This is a genomic window from Euzebyella saccharophila (assembly GCF_014855495.1).
Taxonomy (GTDB): Bacteria; Bacteroidota; Bacteroidia; order Flavobacteriales; family Flavobacteriaceae; genus Euzebyella; species Euzebyella saccharophila.
Genome location: NZ_JACYFJ010000001.1, coordinates 420,153 through 442,850 on the forward strand (window position 1 = coordinate 420,153; position 22,698 = coordinate 442,850).

Sequence of the window (22,698 nt, forward strand, 5' to 3'; positions counted from 1 at the left end):
AGAACATTTTCAAATCTATATTTTAACTACGTTTACGAACCGTTTTCTGCTCAATTCGCTTTTCGTAATCCTTCCCTTGAAATATGCGTTGCACAAATATACCGGGCACATGAATTTGATTGGGGTCCAATTCCCCTGCAGGCACTAATTCCTCAACTTCGGCAACCGTAATTTTAGCAGCTCCACACATACAGGGATTGAAGTTTCTGGCCGTACCTTTGAAAATTAGGTTCCCTGCTTCATCTCCCTTCCAAGCTTTTACAAATGAAAAGTCAGCCTTAAAGGCTTCTTCCAGTACGTACATTTTTCCATTGAATTCCCTCGTTTCCTTGCCCATAGAAACTTCTGTTCCATAACCTGCGGGAGTGTAAAATGCCGGAAAACCGGCTTGGGCGGCCCTACATTTTTCTGCCAAAGTACCTTGGGGGGTCAGCTCTACTTCCAATTCACCACTAAGCATCTGTCGCTCAAACTCATCGTTTTCACCCACATAGGAAGAAATCATTTTCTTTATCTGATGTTTTTGTAACAACAAGCCTAGACCAAAATCATCCACCCCGGCATTGTTTGAAATGCACGTAATATTCTCAATGCCTAGTTCAACCAATTGGGCAATGGCATTTTCTGGAATGCCACAGAGACCAAAACCTCCCAGCATAAAGGTCATTCCGCTCTCGACTCCTTGCAAGGCTTCTTCTACACCAGCTACTTTTTTAAGAATCATACAATTAAAATTGAGTTTGTTGAATTTACAATTTTATCCATAAAAAAACCCTTAACGCTTTATAAAGGTTAAGGGTTTTTATGAATTATTTAAAACTTTTAGAAGTCTAAATCGTCAAGGTCGTCTTCTAATTCAATGTCATCCTGTTCTTCTTCTGCAGGTTGCGTACAATCTACGCGAATGGACAGGTCTTCTGGTTTCTCAAAAGCTCCGTCCGATATACCCAAATCTTTATTTTCATAATTCTTTTTCATGTACATACCCCAGATAGGTAAAGCCATGGATGCTCCTTGACCATAAGTAATGCTTTTAAAGTGTACGGACCTTTCTTCGCCACCTACCCAAACACCTGTCACCAGATTTGGGACCATTCCCATAAACCAACCATCACTTTGGTTTTGGGTAGTTCCTGTCTTACCGGCGATCGGATTGGTAAATCCGTAGGGGTAGCCTGTAATAATCTCTTTGTATTCCGTAGCATTCTTTTTATAACTATGTCGCAATCTAGTTCCTGAACCACCTTGTGTAACCCCTTCCATAAGGTTGACCATAGCGTATGCCACATCTTTGCTAAGTACATCTTTAGTCTCAGGAACATACTCGTAAAGAACCGTACCGTTCTTATCCTCAATACGTGTGACCATCACCGGCTTTACATACACCCCTTGGTTGGCAAATGCCCCATAGGCACCTACCATTTCATACACATTAAAGTCCGGGGTTCCCAAGGCAATTGAGGGAACTTCGAGAATTTCACGGTCCAAACCTAAATTTTTTACAATGGATACCACCGATCGTGGCCCCACTCTATCTATTAATTGCGCCGTTACAGTATTAACGGAATTGGCCAACGCGTCTTTTAAGGTGTAATCCTTTCCAGAGTACCTGCCGTCTGCGTTTTTAGGGCACCAAGGCTCTAAATTCCCATGCTTATTGGCTTCAATGCAATATTGAGTGTCGGGCAATACATCACAAGGAGATAACCGCAATTGGTCAATTGCTGCCGCATATACAAAAGGTTTAAAGGTAGAGCCTGCCTGTCTAGCACCTTGAATTACATTGTCATATTGAAAATGCCTGTAATCAATACCTCCAACCCAAGCTTTTACATGCCCCGTTTGTGGTTCCATGGACATCATGGCCGCCCTTAAAAAGGTTTTATAATACCTAATGGAGTCCATAGGGGTCATAATGGTGTCTTTTTCACGTCCATCACTTCTCCAATCAAATACGGTCATTTCGGCCTTCTTGGTAAAAGATTCCCTAATCTGCTTTTCAGATTTTCCTTGATCTTTCATTTTTCTCCATCTCTCCGAGGTCCTCATAGCCCTTTCCATAATGGAATTAATTTCAGATTTGTCCAAATCCAGAAATGGGGCTGTAGGATTTCTGTCCGGAGTGTTTTGGTGAAAGAACTCAGCTTGCAGTTTGGTCATGTGCTTGCGCACGGCATCTTCGGCGTTCGCCTGCATCCTAGAATCTATAGTGGTATATATCCTTAAACCATCTAACCAAAGGCTCCATTTATCCCGGGCACCATCTATGGCTGGTTTTGGATTATTCTCGATCCATTTGTTCATGAATCCCTGTAAGTACATTCTAAAGTACGTGGCAAGACCTTCCCTGTGCGATTCCGGATTATAGTTAATATCCATTTTAAGAGCCTGCAACGAGTCCTTTTCCTTTTCTGAAATATATCCGTATTTGGCCATCTGGCCCAAAACGGTATTCCTACGGTTGGTAACCAACTCTTCCCTTCTAATGGGGTTAAAATACGAGGAGTTTTTAAGCATCCCCACCAGAACGGCAGATTCTTCCGTCTTCAATTCTTGCGGTTCCTTACCAAAGTAAATTTTGGAGGCAGAACGGATTCCATCGGCATTATTAAGAAAATCATACTGATTTAAATACATGGCGATGATTTCCTCCTTTGTATACTGTCTCTCCAACCTCGTTGCCAAGACCCACTCCATTATTTTTTGCCTAATGGCCTCTACCTTATTTTTAGAACGTACCCCAACAAATAACTGCCTGGCCAACTGTTGGGTTATGGTACTTGCACCGCCTTTACTTCCCAGATAGGCAACCGCCCTCATTACGCCATAGGCATCAATACCGGAGTGGTCATAAAAACGTGCATCTTCCGTGGCTACCAGCGCATTTACCAGGTTTTCCGGCAAACTATCATAAGGCACGGGAGTACGGTTATCATCCAAGTAGAATTTTCCCAATGTCTTTCCATCAGAGGAAATAATTTCTGTTGCTAGATTTGTTTGTGGATTCTCCAGGTATTCATATTCTGGCATATCAATACCCAACATGCCCCATGAAGCCAATAAGAAGATTAGCGTGGCCACCAAAATTCCGGAGGCAAATAAAATCCAAAACCATTTAACAAATTTGAAAAAACCGGTTGGCTTTTCCTTTTTAGCAACCTTGGCCATATTCTATTGATTACTTTTTTCTATTTCAAAACCTACATCGGTGACACCTTGAAGGCTTTCAACCCCGTTTACACTACCATTTCTGCGCATGGCATGAGACAAGCTCAAGTTATATACGCCAGAAGTAGGAAAAACGATGTTCTCCTTGTACCATAATTTGTTTTCCTTGATGCTGCCGTAGCCTTTTCCTAACCAAGTCCCGTCTGGTAAAGCCATTTCATACTCTAAAGTATCCTTCACCGTTTCCCCAGATGGAAATTCCAATTCTGCAATAAGGAACAAGTTGTTATAAGGAAAGGAAGCATCATTGCGCACCGTTATGAACATATGGTGTTTTTGTATCGTATCTATTTCTGAAAAGGAAAATTGATAGATACTGTCCTTGTTCCAAGCCCCATTTTTAGTGGCTTGAAATTCTGATTTCACCAAATTTTCATTGCAAGAAAAAAGTAAGGCTATACTAAAAAGTGCGCCCCAATATTTACCCATTTTTCTGTTGCCTTTTGTTATTGTTCCTGCGTTTCTTTTGGTTTGGCCTACCGCTATTTTGCCGGTTGTTTTTTGGCTGATTATCCTTTGATTGGTTTTTAGCATTCCCACGGGACCTTGTTTTGGAATCGCCATTTTTGCTTTTGGACTTATTGCGGTTGCGCTTCCTGTTTCTTGACTTTTTGGGCCTATCAAAACGGGTTAAGCTATCTTGCCCCACTACATTTTCAAAAACGGTCTCCTTTTCTTCATTAACGAAGTTTTCCGTGGTATATTCCTCTAAACTTGCAACTTTTTCCTTTTTCTTATTCTTCTCCAATATTTCCTGTACTTGCCCTTTGTTAAGAACATACCAATTGGAAGGGTCGTCCTTGTAGGAGAACCACAAAAGTTCTTTGAAAATATCTGTCTTTTGGCAGAATGCAAGCCCTTTTTCAGTAAACAATTTTGTATCGGAAGCGGGAAAATCCTTAAGTGCTTCCAAATACATATCAAGCTCGTAATTTAGACAGCATTTTAGCTTACCGCATTGACCGGCCAGTTTTTGGGGATTTAAGGATAATTGCTGGTAACGGGCCGCGGATGTAGAAACGGATCTAAAATCCGTTAGCCAAGTGGAGCAACAAAGCTCCCGGCCACAAGAACCAATTCCTCCTAGTCTCTGGGCTTCTTGGCGGTAACCTATTTGCCGCATCTCTATGCGAATACCAAAGGCCTTGGCCATGTCCTTGATCAACTGCCTAAAATCTACTCTTTCCTCAGCGGTGTAATAAAAGGTGGCTTTAGAACCATCGCCTTGAAATTCCACATCGGAAATTTTCATTTGCAGTTTAAGAATGATGGCTATTTCCCTGGCGCGTTTTTTAATCTCCTCTTCGCGGTCCCGGCATTTTTGCCATTTATCTATGTCATTTTGAGTCGCCTTCCGGTAGATTTTAGGAATGGCCTTATCCTTGAAATCCACTTTTTTGCGCTTCATCTGCACCTTGACCAGTTCTCCCACCAAGGTAACCATGCCAATATCATGACCAGATTGGGCCTGAGTGGCAATTACATCACCAATGGAGAGGGTTAAGTTCTCCGTATTCCTAAAAAATTCTTTTCTGCTATTCTTAAAGCGTACTTCCACACAATCAAAAGGTTTTTCACCCCCAGGAAGCGACATATTGGAAAGCCAATCAAAGACCGTTAATTTATTACAACCATCGGTACCACAAGTTCCGTTGTTCTTGCATCCACGAGGTTGTCCGTCCTTTGCGGTCGAACAACTGCTACAGCCCATATTTTATATCTTGATCCCTAAACTAGGTGATACTCACCTTATGGGATTGGGTTCATATTAATCTTAAACGTAAAGGTAATGAAATTTTGATGCGATGTAAAGCGAACAATTTTACCTGCCGCTTATTGCTTGAACTTCAATACTTCCGATCGTCCTTTTTTGAATATCTTATTACTCGCACCTTTACCCTTTCTAAGCTTTTTCTGTTCTTCATAGGGTAATGCATTTACTTTTTTGCAATCATCGCTACAGCAATTATCCATTTGGGCAGCGCATTCATCGCATTGTATAAAAAGAAGATGACAAGCTTCATTGGCACAGTTTACATGCGTATCACAAGGTTTACCACATTGATGGCAATTGGAAATTATATCTTCCGATATACGTTCGCTGCGCCTATGGTCAAACACAAAATTTTTACCCAAGAACTTGTTTTCCAACTTATTGTTCTGTACTTGGCGGGTGTAATCAATAATACCGCCCTCTAATTGATATACTTGTTTAAAGCCTTTGTGCTTGTAGTAGGCACTGGCTTTTTCACAACGAATACCTCCCGTACAGTACATAACCAGTTTTTTATCCTCCTTATGTTCCTTAAGGTCGTTTTCTATAATATCCAACGAATCTCGAAACGTATCTACATCTGGCGTAATGGCATTCTTAAAATGACCTATCTCACTTTCGTAATGATTGCGCATGTCTACCAAGATGGTATCCGGGTCTTCAATAAGTTCGTTGAATTTTTCTGCACCTACATGAATACCTTTATTGGTAACATCAAAAGTAGCGTCGTTAAGACCATCTGCCACTATTTTGTTCCTAACTTTTACCTTCAGCTTTAAAAAAGACATATTATCCTGTTCAATGGCAATGTTAAGCCTAACATTTTCCAAGAATGAAATGCTGTCCAGATGTTCTTTAAAAGCTTCAAAATTTTCTGCCGGAACGGAAAGTTGGGCGTTGATACCCTCATTGGCCACGTAAATTCTACCTAAAACATCCAATTCATTCCAAGTGATGAAAAGATGGTTCCTAAAAATCTTGGGATTACCAATATGTGCATATTTGTAGAAAGAGATGGTAAGGCGTTCTTGCCCCGCCTCTTCAATAAGGGCGGCTCTCTCTTTTGCACTTAAAGTGTTGTACAGTTGCATGCTATACCTACGTTTTAAGTTAAAAAAAGAATACTAATTTTTTTGCAAAACTACGTAAAATAGAGGGTATACCAATAAAAAAAGAGCCCTGATGGACTATCAAGGCTCTTCAATGGCCATTCCATTGACTCTTTTTCATAGCAGTCTTTAAAAAACACTAAATAGGAATGGGCCTGTGTTGCCCTCCATATATAGCTATCTGGAGGATGATGTTTGAGTTAGTTCCCGATAAATCGGATGTCGTGTTTCTAACAAGATACCGTTTCCCATAAAAGGTTGCGTCTCTAGTATAAAAAAGTCGATTCTTCTTAAACAAGATGTTTGGCGTCATTAAAGAAAGTCTATAAACAGTGACCCTTCTAAAAACTTATAAACATTTGAAGTTCAAACATCCCAAGTTAGGTCAAAATCCAATTTTAGCAACTGGTTTTGTGCAAAAGAAATGGTAATTTAGCAATCCTAATTTTGAAAAATATGAGCTCGGAAAAAGACGCCAAACTTAAGGCATTAAAATTAACGTTAGACAAACTGGATAAAACATACGGAAAAGGCGCGGTCATGAAAATGGGTGATAGCGTAGTAGAAGATGTAGATGTAATCCCTTCCGGTTCCCTAGGTCTAGACATTGCCTTAGGGGTAGGTGGTTATCCCCGTGGCCGGATCATTGAGATTTACGGTCCAGAATCCTCCGGTAAAACTACTCTTACCTTGCACGCCATGGCAGAAGCACAAAAAAAGGGAGGTATTGCCGCTTTTATTGATGCAGAACATGCTTTTGACCGTTTTTACGCGCAGAAATTAGGGGTTGATATAGATAATCTTATCATCTCCCAACCTGATAATGGGGAGCAAGCTTTGGAAATTGCGGATAACCTCATTCGTTCAGGAGCCATTGATATTGTGATTATTGACTCCGTTGCTGCCCTTACCCCAAAAAGTGAAATAGAAGGTGAAATGGGTGATTCCAAGATGGGGCTTCACGCAAGATTAATGTCCCAGGCTTTGCGTAAACTAACGGCCTCTATAAGCAAAACCCATTGTACCGTAATTTTCATTAACCAATTGAGGGAAAAAATTGGGGTGATGTTCGGAAATCCGGAGACCACCACTGGTGGTAACGCCTTGAAGTTTTACGCATCGGTTAGATTGGACATTAGAAGATCTACCCAAATAAAAAATACCGATGGGGATGTACAAGGTAACAAAACCCGTGTGAAGGTGGTTAAAAACAAGGTGGCACCACCCTTCCGTACCACAGAATTTGATATCATGTATGGAGAAGGAATATCAAAAGTAGGTGAAATCATAGACCTTGGAGTACAATATGAGATTGTAAAGAAAAGTGGTTCATGGTTTAGCTACGGAGACACCAAACTAGGCCAAGGCCGTGATGCCGTTAAATCCCTTCTATTGGATAACCCTGAATTATTTGAAGAACTGGATGGTAAAATTAGAGATGCCATTAACGTACTTTCTGAGTAAAGCGAATAAATAACCTTTGTATATCGCTTGTTTTGGTGCAAATAGTTAAATATTGCCCAAAACAAGCGATTTTCATTTCAACTCTTCCCAAAGAACGCAACCCTTACGTCTCTTTTTCATCTTATGAAAAAAAATTGACGTAGTTATGAAGCGATTGTTTTATCTAGTATCTTCGGTAGCTGTCGCATTTGCAATTGGATCATGTAGTTTGGACGATGATGGAGCCAATTTTCATTACACCCCCTTGCAAATTGTGAACGCACAAGTTCCGGATACCTTTGAATTTGGCAGAGTCTATACGATAAATGTAGACCTTTTAAGACTCAATGACTGTATGTTGGCAGATAGGTTTGAAGTTAAGCCCTCTACCACAGACTCTACCAATGTAAGAACGGTATCCCACATAGGTATTGAACTCGAAAAGGATGCATGTGCCGAAATTGCACAAGAAATAAGGGATTCTTTTCAGTTTGAAGTAATCTATACAGACCCGTATGTGTTTAAATTTTATTCAGGGGACGATACAAACGGCAATCCTGAATTCATAGAATTAATTGTGCCGGTAAAATAAATTAGCTTAAACCTTTCTTAATCTAACCAAAATTTGAGTCTGGACGAACTCATAAAAAACTGTAAAAAGGGAAATAGACAGGCACAAGAACAATTATACCGAAAATACTCCCCGGTATTATATGCCATATGCCTTAAATATTCCCGAAACAAAACCGAGGCAGAAGACAATCTGCACGACAGTTTTATGGTCATTTTTGACAAAATAGACCAGTTCAAGTCCAAAGGCTCTTTTGAAGGTTGGTTGAAGAGAATAACGGTAAATACAGTATTGCAAAAATACCGAAAGGAAGAATACATGACAGTGGTTACGGACAGTACCGAGTCCGAAACCGAAATTGATAGTGGTTATGCAGATATTAGTTTGAACACCCTTTTGGGCTACATACAAGATTTGCCCCATAAATATAGGCTAACCTTTAACCTGTACGTGCTTGACGGCCATACACATAAAGAGATTGCAGAAATGCTGGGAACATCAGCAGGCACCTCCAAATCCAACTTGGCCCGGGCAAGACAGATATTAAAAGACCGAATAGAAACAACACAGAATAAAGCCATAATTGGGCTATTGCTTTTTTTCATTTTGGAAATATGGCCTTAACCCAATTAGAAAACATCAAAAGACTAAGAACACCGTACCTAAGACATTAAAAATGAGTAAAAAAAACCTTGACAGCCTCTACCAAGAGAAGTTCAAGGGCTTTAAGGAAGTACCAGACGAAGCGGTCTGGCAAAAAATTGAAGCATCTTTGGACAAAAGAACTAAAAAGCATGTAATTCCCTTATGGTGGAAACTTGGTGGTATTGCCGCTGCCTTAATTTTAGGCTTTTTGGTATTTAGACCCTCTTCCATCCCTTCAGATACTATACCTACAGTATCCAACACAAAAGGTGAGCCCAATAATTATGATAATTCAGAAAATGAAAATCAGCTTAACACAGACAACGAAATAAATACTGCGGTAGTTGAAGCAAATACTGATAAAGAAGACGAAAGCAAAAATGCAAATGTTATTGATAGGGAGGTTACTACATCCTCTGGAACGACCAATCGCGATAAAATTCAGAAAAGCATAGTCCCTAAAAAAGAGGAAGGTATTACTGCTAGATCAAAATTTGGCAAAAGTAACAATACCAAAGAATCTGGGAATACTCTTTTTCAACCACAAGAAAAGAAAGAATCCGACGCTACTATTTCCAAGCTCGCCACTAATTTTGAGCCTGAAAATGCAAACCTAGAAAACAACGTGATTTCTAAAAATGAGAAGTCTTTAGAAAATCAAAATTCAGACAACTCGGAGTTTAGTAGGTCTAACATGGAGAACAATGCGCTTGCGGCAGAGGATACGGAGGAACTAAAACCAAGTGCGCAGGACAAAGAATCTAAAAAATCCATTCTGGACGCCATCGCGGAACAAAACAAAGAGGATGTAGAGGTTGTTGAATCTACCGAAGGACGTTGGAGTGTAGGGCCCAGTGTGGCTCCCGTTTATTTTGATGCGGTTGGTGAAGGATCACCCATACATTCCGCATTTAATCAAAATACGAAATCAGGAAATACCAACTTGAGCTACGGCGTTTCCGTAGCGTACCAAGTGAACAAAAAGTTCAAGGTGCGCTCCGGTATCCATAAAGTTAATTTTGGGTACGACACGGATAATGTTGCCTTTGCCTCTTCCTTAGATGCTTCAAGTTCCAAAAAGATATCAAACATAAATTATAGTCAATCTGCAAAGAACATCATCGTAAATAGTGAAACGGCTACTTTTTCCAGTCTTTCTTCCCCATTGGAAGAATTGGCAATGGAGGTTAGGGATGCCAATGACTTTTCCAGAACGGGCGCCATGGCTCAACAATTGGGCTATCTTGAAGTTCCTTTGGAATTGGATTATTCCCTTATTGACAAAAAGATTGGCCTTAATCTAGTAGGAGGTTTTAGTTCCTTGTTTTTACTTGACAATTCTGTTACGCTTACCTCCGGGGATTTAACTACGGAAGTGGGGGAAGCTAACAATATCAACGAGGTTAACTTTAGCACCAACGTTGGTTTTGGGGTTAACTACAAGTTTACACCCATGATTCAATTGAACGTTGAACCTGTTTTCAAATACCAATTGAACACTTTTTCTGAAGTTTCAGGTGATTTTAGGCCTTTTAGTGTTGGTGTCTATAGTGGACTCAACTTTAAGTTTTAAGTCTAGCTACTAAATGGATTTGTCTATGGTAACATAAATAAATTGGTGTATTTTGCTTCATGCAGATCATTGGCCAACCAACGTACTAATCGTTCATGAAGCATAAATACCAAATTTTTAAGGCCGTTGCACATCATGCAAGTTTTACCAAAGCCGCAGAACAACTTTTTATTTCGCAACCTGCCGTGTCCAAAGCCATCCGAAGCATTGAAGAGGAATACAAAACCACTTTTTTCCTTCGGAAACGAAACTCCATAGAACTTACCGAAAATGGCCAAGCTTTCTTAGTTTACGTTAATCGTATCCTTGAACTCCTTTCCGAAGTTGAAAATCAGTTTTTACATCAACAGGAGAGCGTTCCGAGTCTTATCAATTTTGGCGCCAGTACTACTATCGCCAATCACGTGGTTCCTGAAATAATCGCCAAGTTTAGGAAGCAACATCCGCAAACGACATTTGAAATAAAAAGTGAAAACTCAGAAGAAATTGAGCAACTCATTTTAAATCAGCAAATCGACTTTGGTATCACTGAAGGAACAAATACCCACAAGAAATTGCAGTATCATAAATTTATTAAAGACGAAATTGTATTGGTTACCGGGACAAGTAACACCCGGTATAAACAAAATTCCGTTTCCCTTGATAGGCTAGCCAAACTTCCATTGGTAGAGAGGGAAATCGGTTCGGGCACCCGTGACATTATATACGACAAACTAAAAGAAACTTCCATCAAAAGACTAAATACTCTTGTGACCCTCAGCAGCACGGAAGCTATTAAAAACTACCTCTACCATTCCAATACCTTTGCCCTCCTTTCCATTCATGCCGTTTCCAACGATTTGCTTTTAAACAAACTTAAAGTAGTAGAAATAAAGAATTTCTCTATTGACAGGTGGTTTTACTTTGTTTCCAGAACCGGTTATCAATCTGCCGTGATGGATTATTTTGAGAAATTCGCCAGAAACAACTATAACTTTTAGTTATTTCAGATATCAAAATAGATTCCGTATAAGCAATACAAATCAGCTAATTTTACCAACAAATTCAAGTTATGAAGTTGGTATTCAAAAGGTTTGCATTTATTCTGTTGGCCATTCTTATTTTAACAGGATGGGTTGGCAGTCCCATTGCCCTATTAGCAGGGTTCGGCTTCAGCCTTCTTTTTGACAACCCCTTTAAAAGATTTTGTCATAAATCCATTCAATTATTGCTAAAGGTATCGGTGGTAGGTCTTGGTTTCGGGATGTTCATTAATGAAACCATAGAAGCAGGAAAAGAAGGATTCTTATTGACATTTTTATCCATTCTACTTACGGTCAGTTTAGGTTTTTTATTGACTAAATTGCTTGGTTTAGACAAAAAACTTGGGCACCTGATTACCTCGGGCACCTCCATTTGTGGTGGCAGTGCCATTGCTGCTATTTCTCCCGTAATCAATGCCAGAAGCAAAGCCATAAGCATAGCCTTGGCCGTGGTTTTTTTACTTAACTCCATAGCCTTGTTCGTCTTTCCGGCTGTAGGTCATTTTTTTGGGTTGAATCAACATCAATTCGGTCTTTGGTGTGCAGTGGCCATTCATGATACCAGCTCGGTAGTGGGCGCAGCCTTGGAATATGGTGACGAAGCCCTGCAGGTGGCCACCACCGTAAAACTTTCAAGAATGTTATGGATTTTGCCCTTATCCGTTCTATCAATGTTTGTGTTTAAAGCGAAGGGCGAAAAGATAAAAGCGCCGTACTTTATTCTTTTTTTTATCGGTGCCATCATCATCAACAGTTACCATTTATTGCCCGAAACACTTACGAAAACCTTGGTTATCACCTCAAAACATTTGTTGTTGTTGACGCTGTTTTTAGTAGGCTCTACCATATCTATTTCAGAATTGAAGCAGACCGGCATTAGACCTTTGGTTATGGCATCAAGCCTTTGGATTTTCATCTCGGTGCTCTCCTTGGGTTTAATTATATACCAACTTGTATAAAAAAGAAAGAGTGGTGCACTGCACCACTCTTGTACCATTAGAAATCACTCTAAATGGCTATTTTAAATCGTATCGATCTAAATTCATCACTTTATGCCAAGCTGCAACAAAGTCATTCACAAACTTCTCTTGTCCGTCTTCACAGGCATACACCTCAGCAATGGCCCTCAGTTCAGAGTTGGAACCGAAAATCAAATCTACTCTGGTCCCCGTATATAGTACGTCACTAGAACCTCTTTTGGTAGCTTCAAAAACAGTCTCGTTGCCTGACGTATCCTTCCATTCCAAATCAAGGTCTAAAAGGTTTGCAAAGAAATCATTACTTAGAACGCCTGGCTTATCTGTTAATACACCATGGTTGGAACCATCGTAATTAGTTCCCAAAACACGCATTCCTCCAAGTAAAACGGTCATTTCAGGGGCTGTTAAGGTCATCAATTGTGCCTTATCAACTAACAGTTCTTCGGTAGAGACATTGAATTTGTTCCTAACATAATTTCTAAATCCATCTGCTCTAGGCTCCAAGGCCTCAAAAGCTTCCGCGTCTGTCTGTTCTTCCGTAGCATCAGTGCGACCTGCACTAAAAGGAACGGTCACTGCGTTTCCGGCTGCACCGGCCGCTTTCTCGACTGCAGCACATCCACCTAAAACAATCAAATCTGCCAAGGAAACCTTTTTATTTCCGGACTGTGCATCATTGAATTCCTTTTGAATTCTTCCCAAAGTATCCAGTACTTTTTCTAACTGCTCCGGATTATTGACTTCCCATTTATTTTGAGGTGCCAATCTTACTCTCGCTCCATTGGCGCCACCACGTTTATCCGATCCTCTAAAGGTTGAAGCGGAGGCCCAAGCGGTTGAAACAAGTTCTGATACCGATAATCCGGAGGCCAAGATATTCGCTTTCAAATTAGAGATATCGTTATCATTTATTAGGTCATGATCCACCGCAGGTACGGGATCTTGCCAAATGAGCTCTTCTTGAGGCACTTCTGGACCTAAGTAACGGTCTACAGGCCCCATATCACGGTGCGTTAATTTGAACCAAGCCCTGGAATAAGCATCAGCAAACTCATCAGGATTCTCTAAAAAGTGTCGCGATATCTTTTCATAAGCGGGATCCATTCTCAAAGACATATCGGTCACCAGCATAAATGGAGCATGTTTTTTCTCTGGATTGTGGGCATCAGGAACAGTTCCAGCTCCTGCATCGCCCTTGGGCTTGTATTGCCAAGCACCTGCAGGGCTTTTCGTCAATTCCCACTCATAACCAAACAAGTTTTCAAAGTATTTATGGCTCCATTTCGTAGGGGTATCTGTCCATGCTCCTTCCAAACCACTGGTTATGGTATGTTCTCCTTTGCCACTTTCAAAATTATTTTTCCACCCCATGCTCTGTTCCAAAATACCGGCACCGGCTGGTTCTGCTTCAACATAATCGTCTGGATTGGCTGCACCATGGGTTTTTCCAAAGGTATGGCCTCCGGCGATTAAAGCTACCGTTTCATAATCGTTCATGGCCATACGGCCGAAAGTTTCGCGAATATAATGAGCAGCTTCTACGGGATCCGGATTGGCATTATGTCCTTCAGGATTCACATAAATGAGTCCCATATGGGCGGCACCTAACGGATTTTCCAACTGATTTTCATTGGCATAACGTTCTTTGTTGCCCAACCATTCACCTTCTGAACCCCAATAAATATCCTCTTCTGGCTGCCAAATATCTTCACGTCCGCCTCCAAAGCCGAACATCTTCAAGCCCATGGACTCGTGGGCGCAGTTACCGGCCAAAATCAACAAATCTGCCCAGGAGAGTTTCTTTCCATATTTTTTCTTGATAGGCCAAAGTAACAAACGGGCCTTATCAAGATTAGCATTGTCTGGCCAACTGTTCAAAGGTGCAAAACGTTGAGATCCGGAACCTCCACCTCCTCTACCATCTGCAATACGGTAGGTTCCTGCACTATGCCAAGCCATACGAATGAAAAAGGGACCATAGTGACCGTAATCTGCAGGCCACCATTCTTTACTATCCGTCATTAAATCATATAAATCTTGCTTAACGGCGGCTAGATCTAATTTTTTAAATTCTTCAGCATAGTCAAAATCCTTATCCATAGGATCGGAAAGGGAAGAATGCTGTCTTAAAATATTTAGGTTAAGTTGATTGGGCCACCAATCTTTATTGGTGGTACCGCCTCCCGCAGCTTGATTGAAGCTTCCGTTCAAAAACGGGCATTGTGCTGCGTTCGATTCGTTTACGTCCCAAGCTTCGCCTTGAGAATTGTTGTTGCTCTCCATGCTAATCGTTTTAAGTTTCCTATAAAATTACCAAAAAACGAATTGGAAAAGACACGCAAAAATTTGAATTAAATTATTCCTGTATTGATTTTTCTTATACCAACTGTCAGCCAGAAAAGATATTTCTAATAGTTAGGCATGTTCATGAGCTTTCTGCCCTTTGTAACTCATGATAAATTATACCACGCACTTTTTCCCGCAATTCTGCTTTGTTTTCTTCCTTAAATTTTTTGGTCTTAAAAAACGAATGTACCGTAGCTCTAGTAACACCCGGTCCGCCGCTAAAAAAGGTAAACGAAAAACGTTTTTTATTATCGATAAAAGTCATGGGAACCACGGGTATTTTATGGGCAATGGCCATTTTAAATGCTCCATCTTTAAAGTGATCTAAAATGATAGATTCATCATCTGGCACGCCACCCTCCGGAAAAATACAAATACTCAACCCCTGGTTCAAGCGTCGCTGGGCACGTCTGTAGACCCCCGTTCTGCTTTTGGTATCTTCCCTATCTACCATAATGCACACCCTTTTATAAAAAAAACCGAAAATGGGAATTTTCACCAATTCCTTCTTACCGACAAACACAAAAGGATTTTTGCTAATATGAAGCATCAACATGATATCCAACATACTGGTATGATTGGCCACCAGCATATAACTCTTCCCTTTTTTTAGACGTTCTTCCCATTTTACTCGTGGTGGGCAGCCCATACCATATAAAATGGGCCTGGCCCAAAGATTCCTTGCCAACCAAAAGAATTGGGGATACCACTTTTCCGAAAGGGTGGTCACCAGCAAAAAAGGAAAAAATAGAATGATGGGAAAAGCTACCAGAATGTAAAACCAAATTCTATAAAGTGTCTGGCCTACTTTTTTGATGAGTGCAAACATGAAATCAAAAATAACAATTTACCCTAGCTTTTTTAGTACTTTCTTTATCTTTGGCCTCTTTGAAACCATTGTCATGCCAAGAATACTAACAGGAATACAAAGTACCGGAACACCACATTTAGGAAATATTTTAGGGGCGATTATGCCAGCCATAAAAATGGCCGAAAAGCCAGAGAATGATTCTTTCCTTTTTATTGCGGATATGCATTCGCTTACGCAAATTAAAGATGCTGAATTACTTAAACGAAATACGTATGCCATTGCAGCTACGTGGTTGGCATTTGGTTTGGACATAGACAAAACGGTTTTCTATAGACAAAGTGATGTTCCTCAAGTCACCGAACTATCGTGGTACCTTAGTTGTTTTTTTCCTTACCAACGGTTAACCCTAGCGCATTCTTTTAAGGATAAGGCAGACAGGTTGGAGGATGTTAATGCCGGACTCTTTACCTACCCCATGTTGATGGCCGCGGATATTTTGGCTTATGATGCCGATGTAGTCCCTGTGGGTAAGGACCAGCTGCAGCATATAGAAATGACAAGGGATGTGGCTTCCCGTTTTCACGCTAAAATGGGCGAAACTTTTGTGATGCCCGAAGGAAAAGTCCAAGAGCAGACCATGTATGTTCCAGGTACGGACGGTGAAAAAATGAGCAAAAGCCGCGGAAATCTGATTAGCCTATTTCAGCCGGACAAAAAGCTAAGGAAGCAAATCATGGGTATACAAACAGACAGTACCCCCATGGAAGAACCAAAGGACCCTACCAACGACAATGTCTTTGCGCTTTACAAGATTTTGGCCTCCCAAGAGCAAATTGAAGAAATGAGTGCCAATTACTTGGCAGGAAATTACGGTTACGGACATGCAAAGCAAGCGCTTTATGAACTTATTGTGGACAAATTTGCCGATGCCCGCGAAAAATACGAGTACTATACCCACCATTTGGAAGAGGTAGACGCTGCACTTGAAACAGGGGCTGCAAAGGCGAGAAAAGTAGCAAATGATGTTATTTCCCGGGTAAGGGCAAAAGTTGGATATTAAAATGAAGCATTTTTTTACGGGATTACTTTTAATCTTGGGCGCTTTTTATGGTTTCTCCCAAGTCGAGATTACCAAGGATGAACTATACCAGCACATTGATTTTCTCACTTCCCAAGAAAAAGAGGGGCGCTATCCCGGAGGGAAAATCAACAAAAAGGTTGTAGACTACATCACAAAAGATTTTGAGAACGCTGGAATAATGCCATTATCAAAATCTTATTTACAAAAATTTAAGGCTTCCCTAAGAATTGCCAAAGGAGAAAAAAAGAAGTCCAAGGCCAAAACTTGGAATGTAGTGGGTTTTATTGAAGGCAACCATCCGGATTTAAAAAAAGAATATATCGTACTTGGAGCGCATTATGACCATTTAGGGCACGGTGGGCCCAGTTCCAAATCGAACAAAAAAAATACGGTACATCCCGGCGCCGATGACAATGCCAGTGGAACTTCGGCCCTATTAGAAATTGCAGAACGGTTAGCGGCGTCTCAGGATAAATTGAAAAGAAGTGTCATTTTTATTGCCTTTGGAGCTGAAGAACAAGGTCTTTTGGGCAGCAAGTTCTTTGTTGAAAATTCGCCAGTGCCATTGAAGAATATCCAACTTATGATCAATATGGATATGGTTGGCCGCCTCAATAATGAAAAACAGGTATATATGGGCGGTGCGGGCACGTTCCCTAACGGACAAGAACTTATGGCCCAATTGGGCAAAGATGCCGGTCTTAATCCTGTGGTTCATGCCGGTTCCGTTGGAGGAAGCGATCATGTTTCCTTTTACAAAAAGAACATATCCGTTTTAGGAATGCACACCGGTGGACATCCGCAATACCACACCCCTGAAGATACCATCGACCTCATAAACTTTGAAGGACAAAAAATGGTATGCGATTACATCTACGCCACCATTTTCAAAATTGCCTCTACCGATTACCCTATGGAATTTATTCCACAAGATTAGAAATTAATCCTCAGGCGCTGTATACGTCACCAAATCAATGGCAATACCGTTGGGGTCTTGAATGGCAAAGTGCCGATCGCCCCAAGGTTCATCCCTCATAGGTATTTTTATTTCGACCCCTGTAGCCTTAATTTTCTCATAAAGAGCATCCACATCTTCTACCTCAATGGTGAGATACATTCCCTTTCCCTCAAACTTTTGATGAAACAAGGGTTGTTGTGACGGGTGATTGGGTAGTAGAAATCCCAATTCTGCCTCTTTATTTGGGGTGTGCATTAATATATAGAATTCATTTTCAAAGGTGACCTCAAAACCCAATATCGAGGTGTAGAATTCTTTGGTCTCCGCTAATTTTTCCGTAATAACTCCTGCATTTAATTTCATGGATAAAACGTTTTTAACCGTGTTTACTTCCTGTGCCTTTAGTTGAAAAGCAAAGAACGCTAAACACAAAAATGGAACAATGGTTCTCATATCATTAATTTATGAAACCAAATTTGCGGCATTAAATGAACTAAAGATTGTAAAAAACGGACATTCTAACGGCCAAAGGCTTTTGAGGGTGTCACTCCGTAGTGATTTTTAAACTCCTTAATAAAGTGCGGTTGGTCGTAATAGCCACTATCAAAAAACAGTTTGTTGCGCTTTAGGCTCTGTACAGAAGGTTTTGCCCTTAAAATGTTCTGAAAGCGAACCACCTTACTAAAGGTTTTTACCGAATCGCCAATGTAGTAGTTAAAAAGCCTTCGAAGTTGACGCTCACTGAGGCCCACATCCAAATCATTTTGAACACTTAGAACACCCTGTGTTTTCAAAACTTGATTGACGGCAGCGTAAAGTCTCGAATCTAAATTCCATTTCACCGTAGATAGATAGTTTAAAAAATAGTTATCAAGCCTTTCTTTAATTTCTTCAAAGGACAATTCCTGATTCATGTTCCGACTCAAGAACTGCTGTGTTCTTTTATGTACAAGCATTAAATCCTCATAACGATTGCTCAATTCAGAAGCATCGACCCTGAACAGCTGCGGAAACATGGTAGGAAGAAAACGTATTCCTACATAATGAAATTCGGGGTCCAAGGGGAACTCCGTATACTTTTTACAAAAACCCATTACCAAACTTTCCTGAGGTCTTTCCAATTCAAGAAAGATATCGATACAGCCATCTGCCACCACCCGGTAGGTAAAACTTTCATCTAATCTTGTCAAGGTTTTCAGCTGCCAATAGCAATAGATAAATGGGCAAAGTTGTTCCCTAGGCACCATCTCTCTATAGACTACCTTCTCACCGGTCTGCTTTAAGGTAGGTTGCACTGGCAAGTATAAATCTCTAATCGATTTTAGAACTTCCATAGTGATTTGACCCAAATTTTAAGAACCGACCGGCAGGTCGGTTTAGTTCCTTTTACAAAAGAAAGATACATAATCCTACACCGTTTTACGGATGTTATTCATCCATAAGCTACTTAAAACAGCCATCAAATCGACAAAAGGCTATGAGCACCAACCGGGTAGTCGGTAACAATTCCTAAAATTTAAGAGAGAAATGTATCAAATAGCCTCGAACAACTTGCCGGGCAGCGGTCTAATTACCCCTTTCATCTCCATATTAAGTAAAGTGGACGATGTTTTAAAAATAGGTAGTTTACATTCCAATGCTATGCTATCCAACAACTGTTTTCCCTCTTTTTGAAGATAATCGTATATGGTTTTTTCAATGTAGTCCAGTTCAACAAAAAGCTGTTTTTGAATCATTGGCTGCTTTTTTTCCATTTCCCAATTGAGCATGTACACCAAATCTGCCGCAGAGGTAAGCATATGCGCTTTTTGCTGTTTGATCAAATTGTTACAACCCATGGAGTACTTGTCATTGGACCTACCGGGTACGGCAAAAACATCCCTGTTATAGCTATGCGCAATATCCGCGGTTACCAAACTACCGCCCTTATCCGCAGATTCAATCACTATTGTAGCTTCGCTCATACCTGCAATTATCCGATTTCGTTTTAAGAAATTTTCCCGATCCGGATTACTGGTGCTCCAAAATTCAGTTAGGAAACCACCATTTTTTTCAACCTCGGTTTTAAACTTGGCATGTGCTTTTGGATAAAGCTGATTGAGTCCGTGGGCCAAACAACCGATAGTCTGCAAATTGTGACGTAAAGCTGCTTTTTGAATGGCTATATCAATTCCATAGGCAAAACCGCTAACAATAATAGGGTCTAAAGGCGCGATTTCTTCAATAAACTGGTCGCAAAAAGCCTGTCCGTAACTGGTGATTTTTCTCGTACCCACTACGCTAATGATTTTACGGCCATCCAACTCCATATTCCCTCGTTTAAAGAGAAGAACGGGGCTGTCTATACAGTGTTTTAAGTAAGACGGGTAGCTATCATCCATAAAATAGGACCATTCCCAATTATTGTTTTGAATGACCTGCAACTCCTCTTCAGCGGCCTCTATATGCTCACCATCATACAAACCCTGCAATGCATATGTTCCTACACCATCTATTTTTAATAAATGCTCCTTCTTGGATTTGAATATTTCGGATGGGCTTCCACAATTAGAAATCAATTTTTTGGCAGTAACATCTCCAATGAATGGTGTATGTTGAAGTCTTAAAACTGCAAGTAATTCATCCGTAGTCATTTAAAGCAAGTCTAGAGTTATCCACAAAATACACAAAAAATAATGTTAATAAAAAGTTACCCGAAGCCTGTTTTGGCGAATAAATTTTTCTAAAATTTGTGCTGTATGGGCTTAGAACACTATATTAAAGATTTACTTTACCGATATAATTGTGTAGTAATACCGGGGTTTGGCGCATTTCTTACCCAAGAAAAATCTGCCGTAATCCAAGAAACTACCAATACTTTTTATCCTCCCACCAAGACCGTATTATTCAACCAACAATTGGTCACCAATGATGGCCTTTTGGTTTCCCATGCTGCGGAAGCGCAGAAGGTAAGCTTTGAAGAGATGCTAACCCAAGTAAAGGAGGAAGTAAACCAATGGGAAGGTAGGTTGAAAAATGGTGAACACCTTAGATTGCCCGAAATTGGGAACCTTTGGCTAGGTACGGAGGGCAAAATACAATTCCTATCCGTTAGCAGCGTAAATTATCTTACCAGCTCCTTTGGAATGAGTTCCTTTGTTAACGCCCCCGTTACTAGAGAGACGCTTAAGACCGCGGTAACGGAAATGGAACAGCGAATGCCTATTGCCTTTACTCCAGAAAAAAGAGCGCAAAAATCTTCCCGCCCTTACTTAAAATATGCAGCTGCGGTACTATTGGCCCTAACGGCAGGCTTTGGAGGTTACAAGTACTATCAAACCAATCAGGCCAACGAACAATTGGCCTGGGATGATGCTCAAGTTCAGGTATCCAAACGTATTCAACAGGCTACTTTTTTTGACACTACACCTTTGGAACTTCCGGCTATTACCTTAAAAACAAGCAAAAAGGAAGAGGCGGCTGAAATTGAAAAAGTTTCCGGAGAAAAAGTTCACCATATCATTGCCGGTGCTTTTAGATATAAGACCAATGCAGATAGAAAAATAGACCAATTGAAAGAAAAGGGCTATAACCCTTCTTATATTGGCACCAATCCGTTTGGCCTGTACATGGTGGCCTATGACAGTTTTACCGATGCCAACGAGGCTTTAACAGCCCTTAGGGAAATTAAGCAGACCCAGAAAGATGCCTGGTTAAAGACCATCAAATAAAATCACTTTTTTGTCCCCTAAACATACTTCTACATATCCGTTAGAAGGATGTATCTTTGCCCAAAAAGTAAGATATGCAGGGCAAAAACCCGAAAGACTCCAGAACCACAATGACGGACATGGTTCTCCCTAGTGAGACCAACCCTCTAAATAATCTTTTTGGCGGTGAACTATTGGCTCGTATGGACCGCGCTGCCAGTATTGCGGCAAGAAGACATAGTAGAAGGATAACGGTCACGGCCTCGGTAAACCATGTAGCCTTTAACCAATCCGTGCCTGTAGGAAGTGTCTTAACGGTAGAAGCAGCCGTTTCAAGGGCTTTTAAGACCTCCATGGAGGTCTACCTTGATGTTTGGATGGAAGACCGTTTTAGTGGAGAGCGCACCAAAGCCAACGAAGCAATCTACACTTTTGTTGCCGTGGACGATACCGGTAGGCCCACAGAAGTTCCGCCCTTAGTTCCAGAGACAGACCTGGAAAAACAGAGGTTTGATGCGGCCTTAAGAAGAAAGCAGTTAAGCTTGGTTCTTGCGGGAAAAATGCAACCGAATGAAGCTACGGAACTAAAGGCTTTATTTCTGCAGGACTAACCTTATTAAAAGTCGAAATTATCCGGATCTGGACCTATTCGTTCCCCTTTATCAAAACTGTCTAGATAGTTGATTTCATCTTTAGACAGCTCAAAATCAAAAAGGTCGGAATTAGACGCCAATCGGTCTTTATGGACAGATTTTGGAATGGTCACCACGCCCTTTTGTAAGTTCCAGCGAAGTACTATCTGGGCGGCACTTTTATCATATTTGGCTTCCAATTCCTTGGTAATATCCAACTTAAATATCTTGCCTTGCATAAAAGGAGACCACGCCTCGTATTGAATTTTATGCGTTTTACAGAAATCCAACAACTCCTGCTGAACCAAATAAGGATGAAATTCCATTTGATTAACCATGGGGACAATCTCCGCAGACGTTAGTAAATCCTCTAAGTGGTGCTTTAAAAAATTACTGACTCCAATAGCTTTTACACGTCCTTGTTTGTAAAGTTGTTCCAAGGCCCTCCAGGTTTCTTTATATTTTCCGGCAACTGGCCAATGAACCAAATATAAGTCAACATAATCTACCCCTAGGCGTTGGCAACTTTCATCAAAAGCCTTAAGTGTAGTATCAAAACCTTGGTCACTGTTCCATACCTTGGTAGTCAGAAAAATATCTTTCCTGTCCACATCAGACTCTTTAATTGCCTTACCAACACCCACTTCATTTTTATAAACGGCTGCGGTATCTATATGGCGGTAGCCATGTTCCAAAGCAAATTTGACCGCTTCCACTACCTCCTCATCGTTATCTGCCAAGTAGGTGCCCAAACCAAAATAGGGCATTTTAACTCCATTATGCAATGTGAAGGTTCCTTGTATATCTGTAATCTTTCTCATCTTCTTATTTTTGTA

The 22,698-nt window shown here is 40.7% G+C and carries 21 protein-coding genes; 10 read left to right on the top strand and 11 right to left on the bottom strand.

What is annotated here, in order from left to right:
- Positions 1-22 precede the first annotated feature (22 nt).
- From IL355_RS01725 to trhO, 5 genes are all read right to left on the bottom strand, one after another.
- Positions 23-724, bottom strand: a complete 702-nt coding sequence (locus IL355_RS01725; RefSeq protein WP_192460479.1) for a CoA transferase subunit A — start codon at positions 722-724, stop codon at positions 23-25.
- A 98-nt stretch (positions 725-822) separates the two neighbouring features.
- The gene (locus IL355_RS01730) at positions 823-3,168 is read right to left on the bottom strand and encodes a penicillin-binding protein 1A (RefSeq protein WP_192460480.1); all 2,346 of its coding nucleotides are present in this window, start codon (positions 3,166-3,168) and stop codon (positions 823-825) included.
- A gap of 3 nt (positions 3,169-3,171) precedes the next feature.
- Positions 3,172-3,657, bottom strand: a complete 486-nt coding sequence (locus IL355_RS01735) for a gliding motility lipoprotein GldH (RefSeq protein WP_192460481.1) — start codon at positions 3,655-3,657, stop codon at positions 3,172-3,174.
- Entirely contained in the window at positions 3,650-4,939 is a 1,290-nt protein-coding gene (gene ricT, locus IL355_RS01740; RefSeq protein ID WP_192460482.1) for a PSP1 domain-containing protein, read from the bottom strand. The genes IL355_RS01735 and ricT overlap by 8 nt, the downstream gene beginning before the upstream one ends.
- A gap of 122 nt (positions 4,940-5,061) precedes the next feature.
- On the bottom strand, positions 5,062-6,093 hold the full coding sequence (gene trhO, locus IL355_RS01745; protein ID WP_192460483.1) for an oxygen-dependent tRNA uridine(34) hydroxylase TrhO: 1,032 nt from the start codon (positions 6,091-6,093) through the stop codon (positions 5,062-5,064).
- A gap of 474 nt (positions 6,094-6,567) precedes the next feature.
- Between trhO and recA the strand changes: the two genes are divergently transcribed.
- From recA to IL355_RS01775, 6 genes are all read left to right on the top strand, one after another.
- Positions 6,568-7,575 (top strand): recombinase RecA, encoded by a 1,008-nt coding sequence (gene recA, locus IL355_RS01750; protein ID WP_187456425.1) that lies wholly within the window; start codon positions 6,568-6,570, stop codon positions 7,573-7,575.
- 145 nt (positions 7,576-7,720) lie between these two features.
- Entirely contained in the window at positions 7,721-8,146 is a 426-nt protein-coding gene (locus tag IL355_RS01755; RefSeq protein WP_192460484.1) for a hypothetical protein, read from the top strand.
- Between the two features lie 33 nt (positions 8,147-8,179).
- Positions 8,180-8,749, top strand: coding sequence for an RNA polymerase sigma factor (locus tag IL355_RS01760; RefSeq protein WP_192460485.1), 570 nt, complete (start codon positions 8,180-8,182; stop codon positions 8,747-8,749).
- A 52-nt stretch (positions 8,750-8,801) separates the two neighbouring features.
- Positions 8,802-10,343, top strand: coding sequence for an outer membrane beta-barrel protein (locus IL355_RS01765; RefSeq protein WP_192460486.1), 1,542 nt, complete (start codon positions 8,802-8,804; stop codon positions 10,341-10,343).
- A 95-nt stretch (positions 10,344-10,438) separates the two neighbouring features.
- On the top strand, positions 10,439-11,323 hold the full coding sequence (locus IL355_RS01770) for a LysR substrate-binding domain-containing protein (RefSeq protein WP_192460487.1): 885 nt from the start codon (positions 10,439-10,441) through the stop codon (positions 11,321-11,323).
- Positions 11,324-11,394: 71 nt separating this feature from the next.
- A complete protein-coding gene (locus tag IL355_RS01775) occupies positions 11,395-12,324 on the top strand; it encodes a YeiH family protein (RefSeq protein WP_192460488.1) in 930 nt (309 codons plus the stop codon).
- 57 nt (positions 12,325-12,381) lie between these two features.
- On the opposite strand, the gene katG is transcribed toward IL355_RS01775, so the two are convergent.
- Entirely contained in the window at positions 12,382-14,628 is a 2,247-nt protein-coding gene (gene katG / locus IL355_RS01780) for a catalase/peroxidase HPI (RefSeq protein ID WP_192460489.1), read from the bottom strand.
- A gap of 142 nt (positions 14,629-14,770) precedes the next feature.
- The gene (locus IL355_RS01785; protein WP_192460490.1) at positions 14,771-15,520 is read right to left on the bottom strand and encodes a lysophospholipid acyltransferase family protein; all 750 of its coding nucleotides are present in this window, start codon (positions 15,518-15,520) and stop codon (positions 14,771-14,773) included.
- 73 nt (positions 15,521-15,593) lie between these two features.
- Here IL355_RS01785 and trpS point away from each other — a divergent pair, with 73 nt between their 5' ends.
- Both trpS and IL355_RS01795 read left to right on the top strand, forming a co-directional pair.
- A complete protein-coding gene (trpS, locus tag IL355_RS01790) occupies positions 15,594-16,562 on the top strand; it encodes a tryptophan--tRNA ligase (RefSeq protein WP_192460491.1) in 969 nt (322 codons plus the stop codon).
- A 1-nt stretch (position 16,563) separates the two neighbouring features.
- Positions 16,564-17,520 carry a M28 family metallopeptidase gene (locus IL355_RS01795; protein WP_192460492.1) on the top strand — a complete coding sequence of 319 codons (957 nt, stop codon included), beginning with the start codon at positions 16,564-16,566 and terminating at the stop codon, positions 17,518-17,520.
- 3 nt (positions 17,521-17,523) lie between these two features.
- Here the strand turns inward: IL355_RS01795 and IL355_RS01800 are convergent, their stop codons facing one another.
- The 3 genes from IL355_RS01800 to dprA all read right to left on the bottom strand — a co-directional run bounded on the left by IL355_RS01800 (position 17,524) and on the right by dprA (position 20,174).
- On the bottom strand, positions 17,524-17,904 hold the full coding sequence (locus tag IL355_RS01800) for a VOC family protein (protein WP_192461320.1): 381 nt from the start codon (positions 17,902-17,904) through the stop codon (positions 17,524-17,526).
- Positions 17,905-18,059: 155 nt separating this feature from the next.
- Complete coding sequence (locus tag IL355_RS01805; protein WP_192460493.1) at positions 18,060-18,875, bottom strand: AraC family transcriptional regulator; 816 nt, start codon at positions 18,873-18,875, stop codon at positions 18,060-18,062.
- A 198-nt stretch (positions 18,876-19,073) separates the two neighbouring features.
- A complete protein-coding gene (gene dprA, locus IL355_RS01810) occupies positions 19,074-20,174 on the bottom strand; it encodes a DNA-processing protein DprA (RefSeq protein ID WP_192460494.1) in 1,101 nt (366 codons plus the stop codon).
- Positions 20,175-20,279: 105 nt separating this feature from the next.
- On the opposite strand from dprA, the gene IL355_RS01815 reads away from it, so the two are divergent.
- Positions 20,280-21,251, top strand: coding sequence for an HU domain-containing protein (locus IL355_RS01815; protein WP_192460495.1), 972 nt, complete (start codon positions 20,280-20,282; stop codon positions 21,249-21,251).
- Between the two features lie 74 nt (positions 21,252-21,325).
- Positions 21,326-21,841, top strand: coding sequence for an acyl-CoA thioesterase (locus IL355_RS01820; protein WP_187456438.1), 516 nt, complete (start codon positions 21,326-21,328; stop codon positions 21,839-21,841).
- Between the two features lie 5 nt (positions 21,842-21,846).
- On the opposite strand, the gene IL355_RS01825 is transcribed toward IL355_RS01820, so the two are convergent.
- Complete coding sequence (locus IL355_RS01825; RefSeq protein WP_192460496.1) at positions 21,847-22,683, bottom strand: aldo/keto reductase; 837 nt, start codon at positions 22,681-22,683, stop codon at positions 21,847-21,849.
- Between the last annotated feature and the right edge of the window lie 15 nt (positions 22,684-22,698).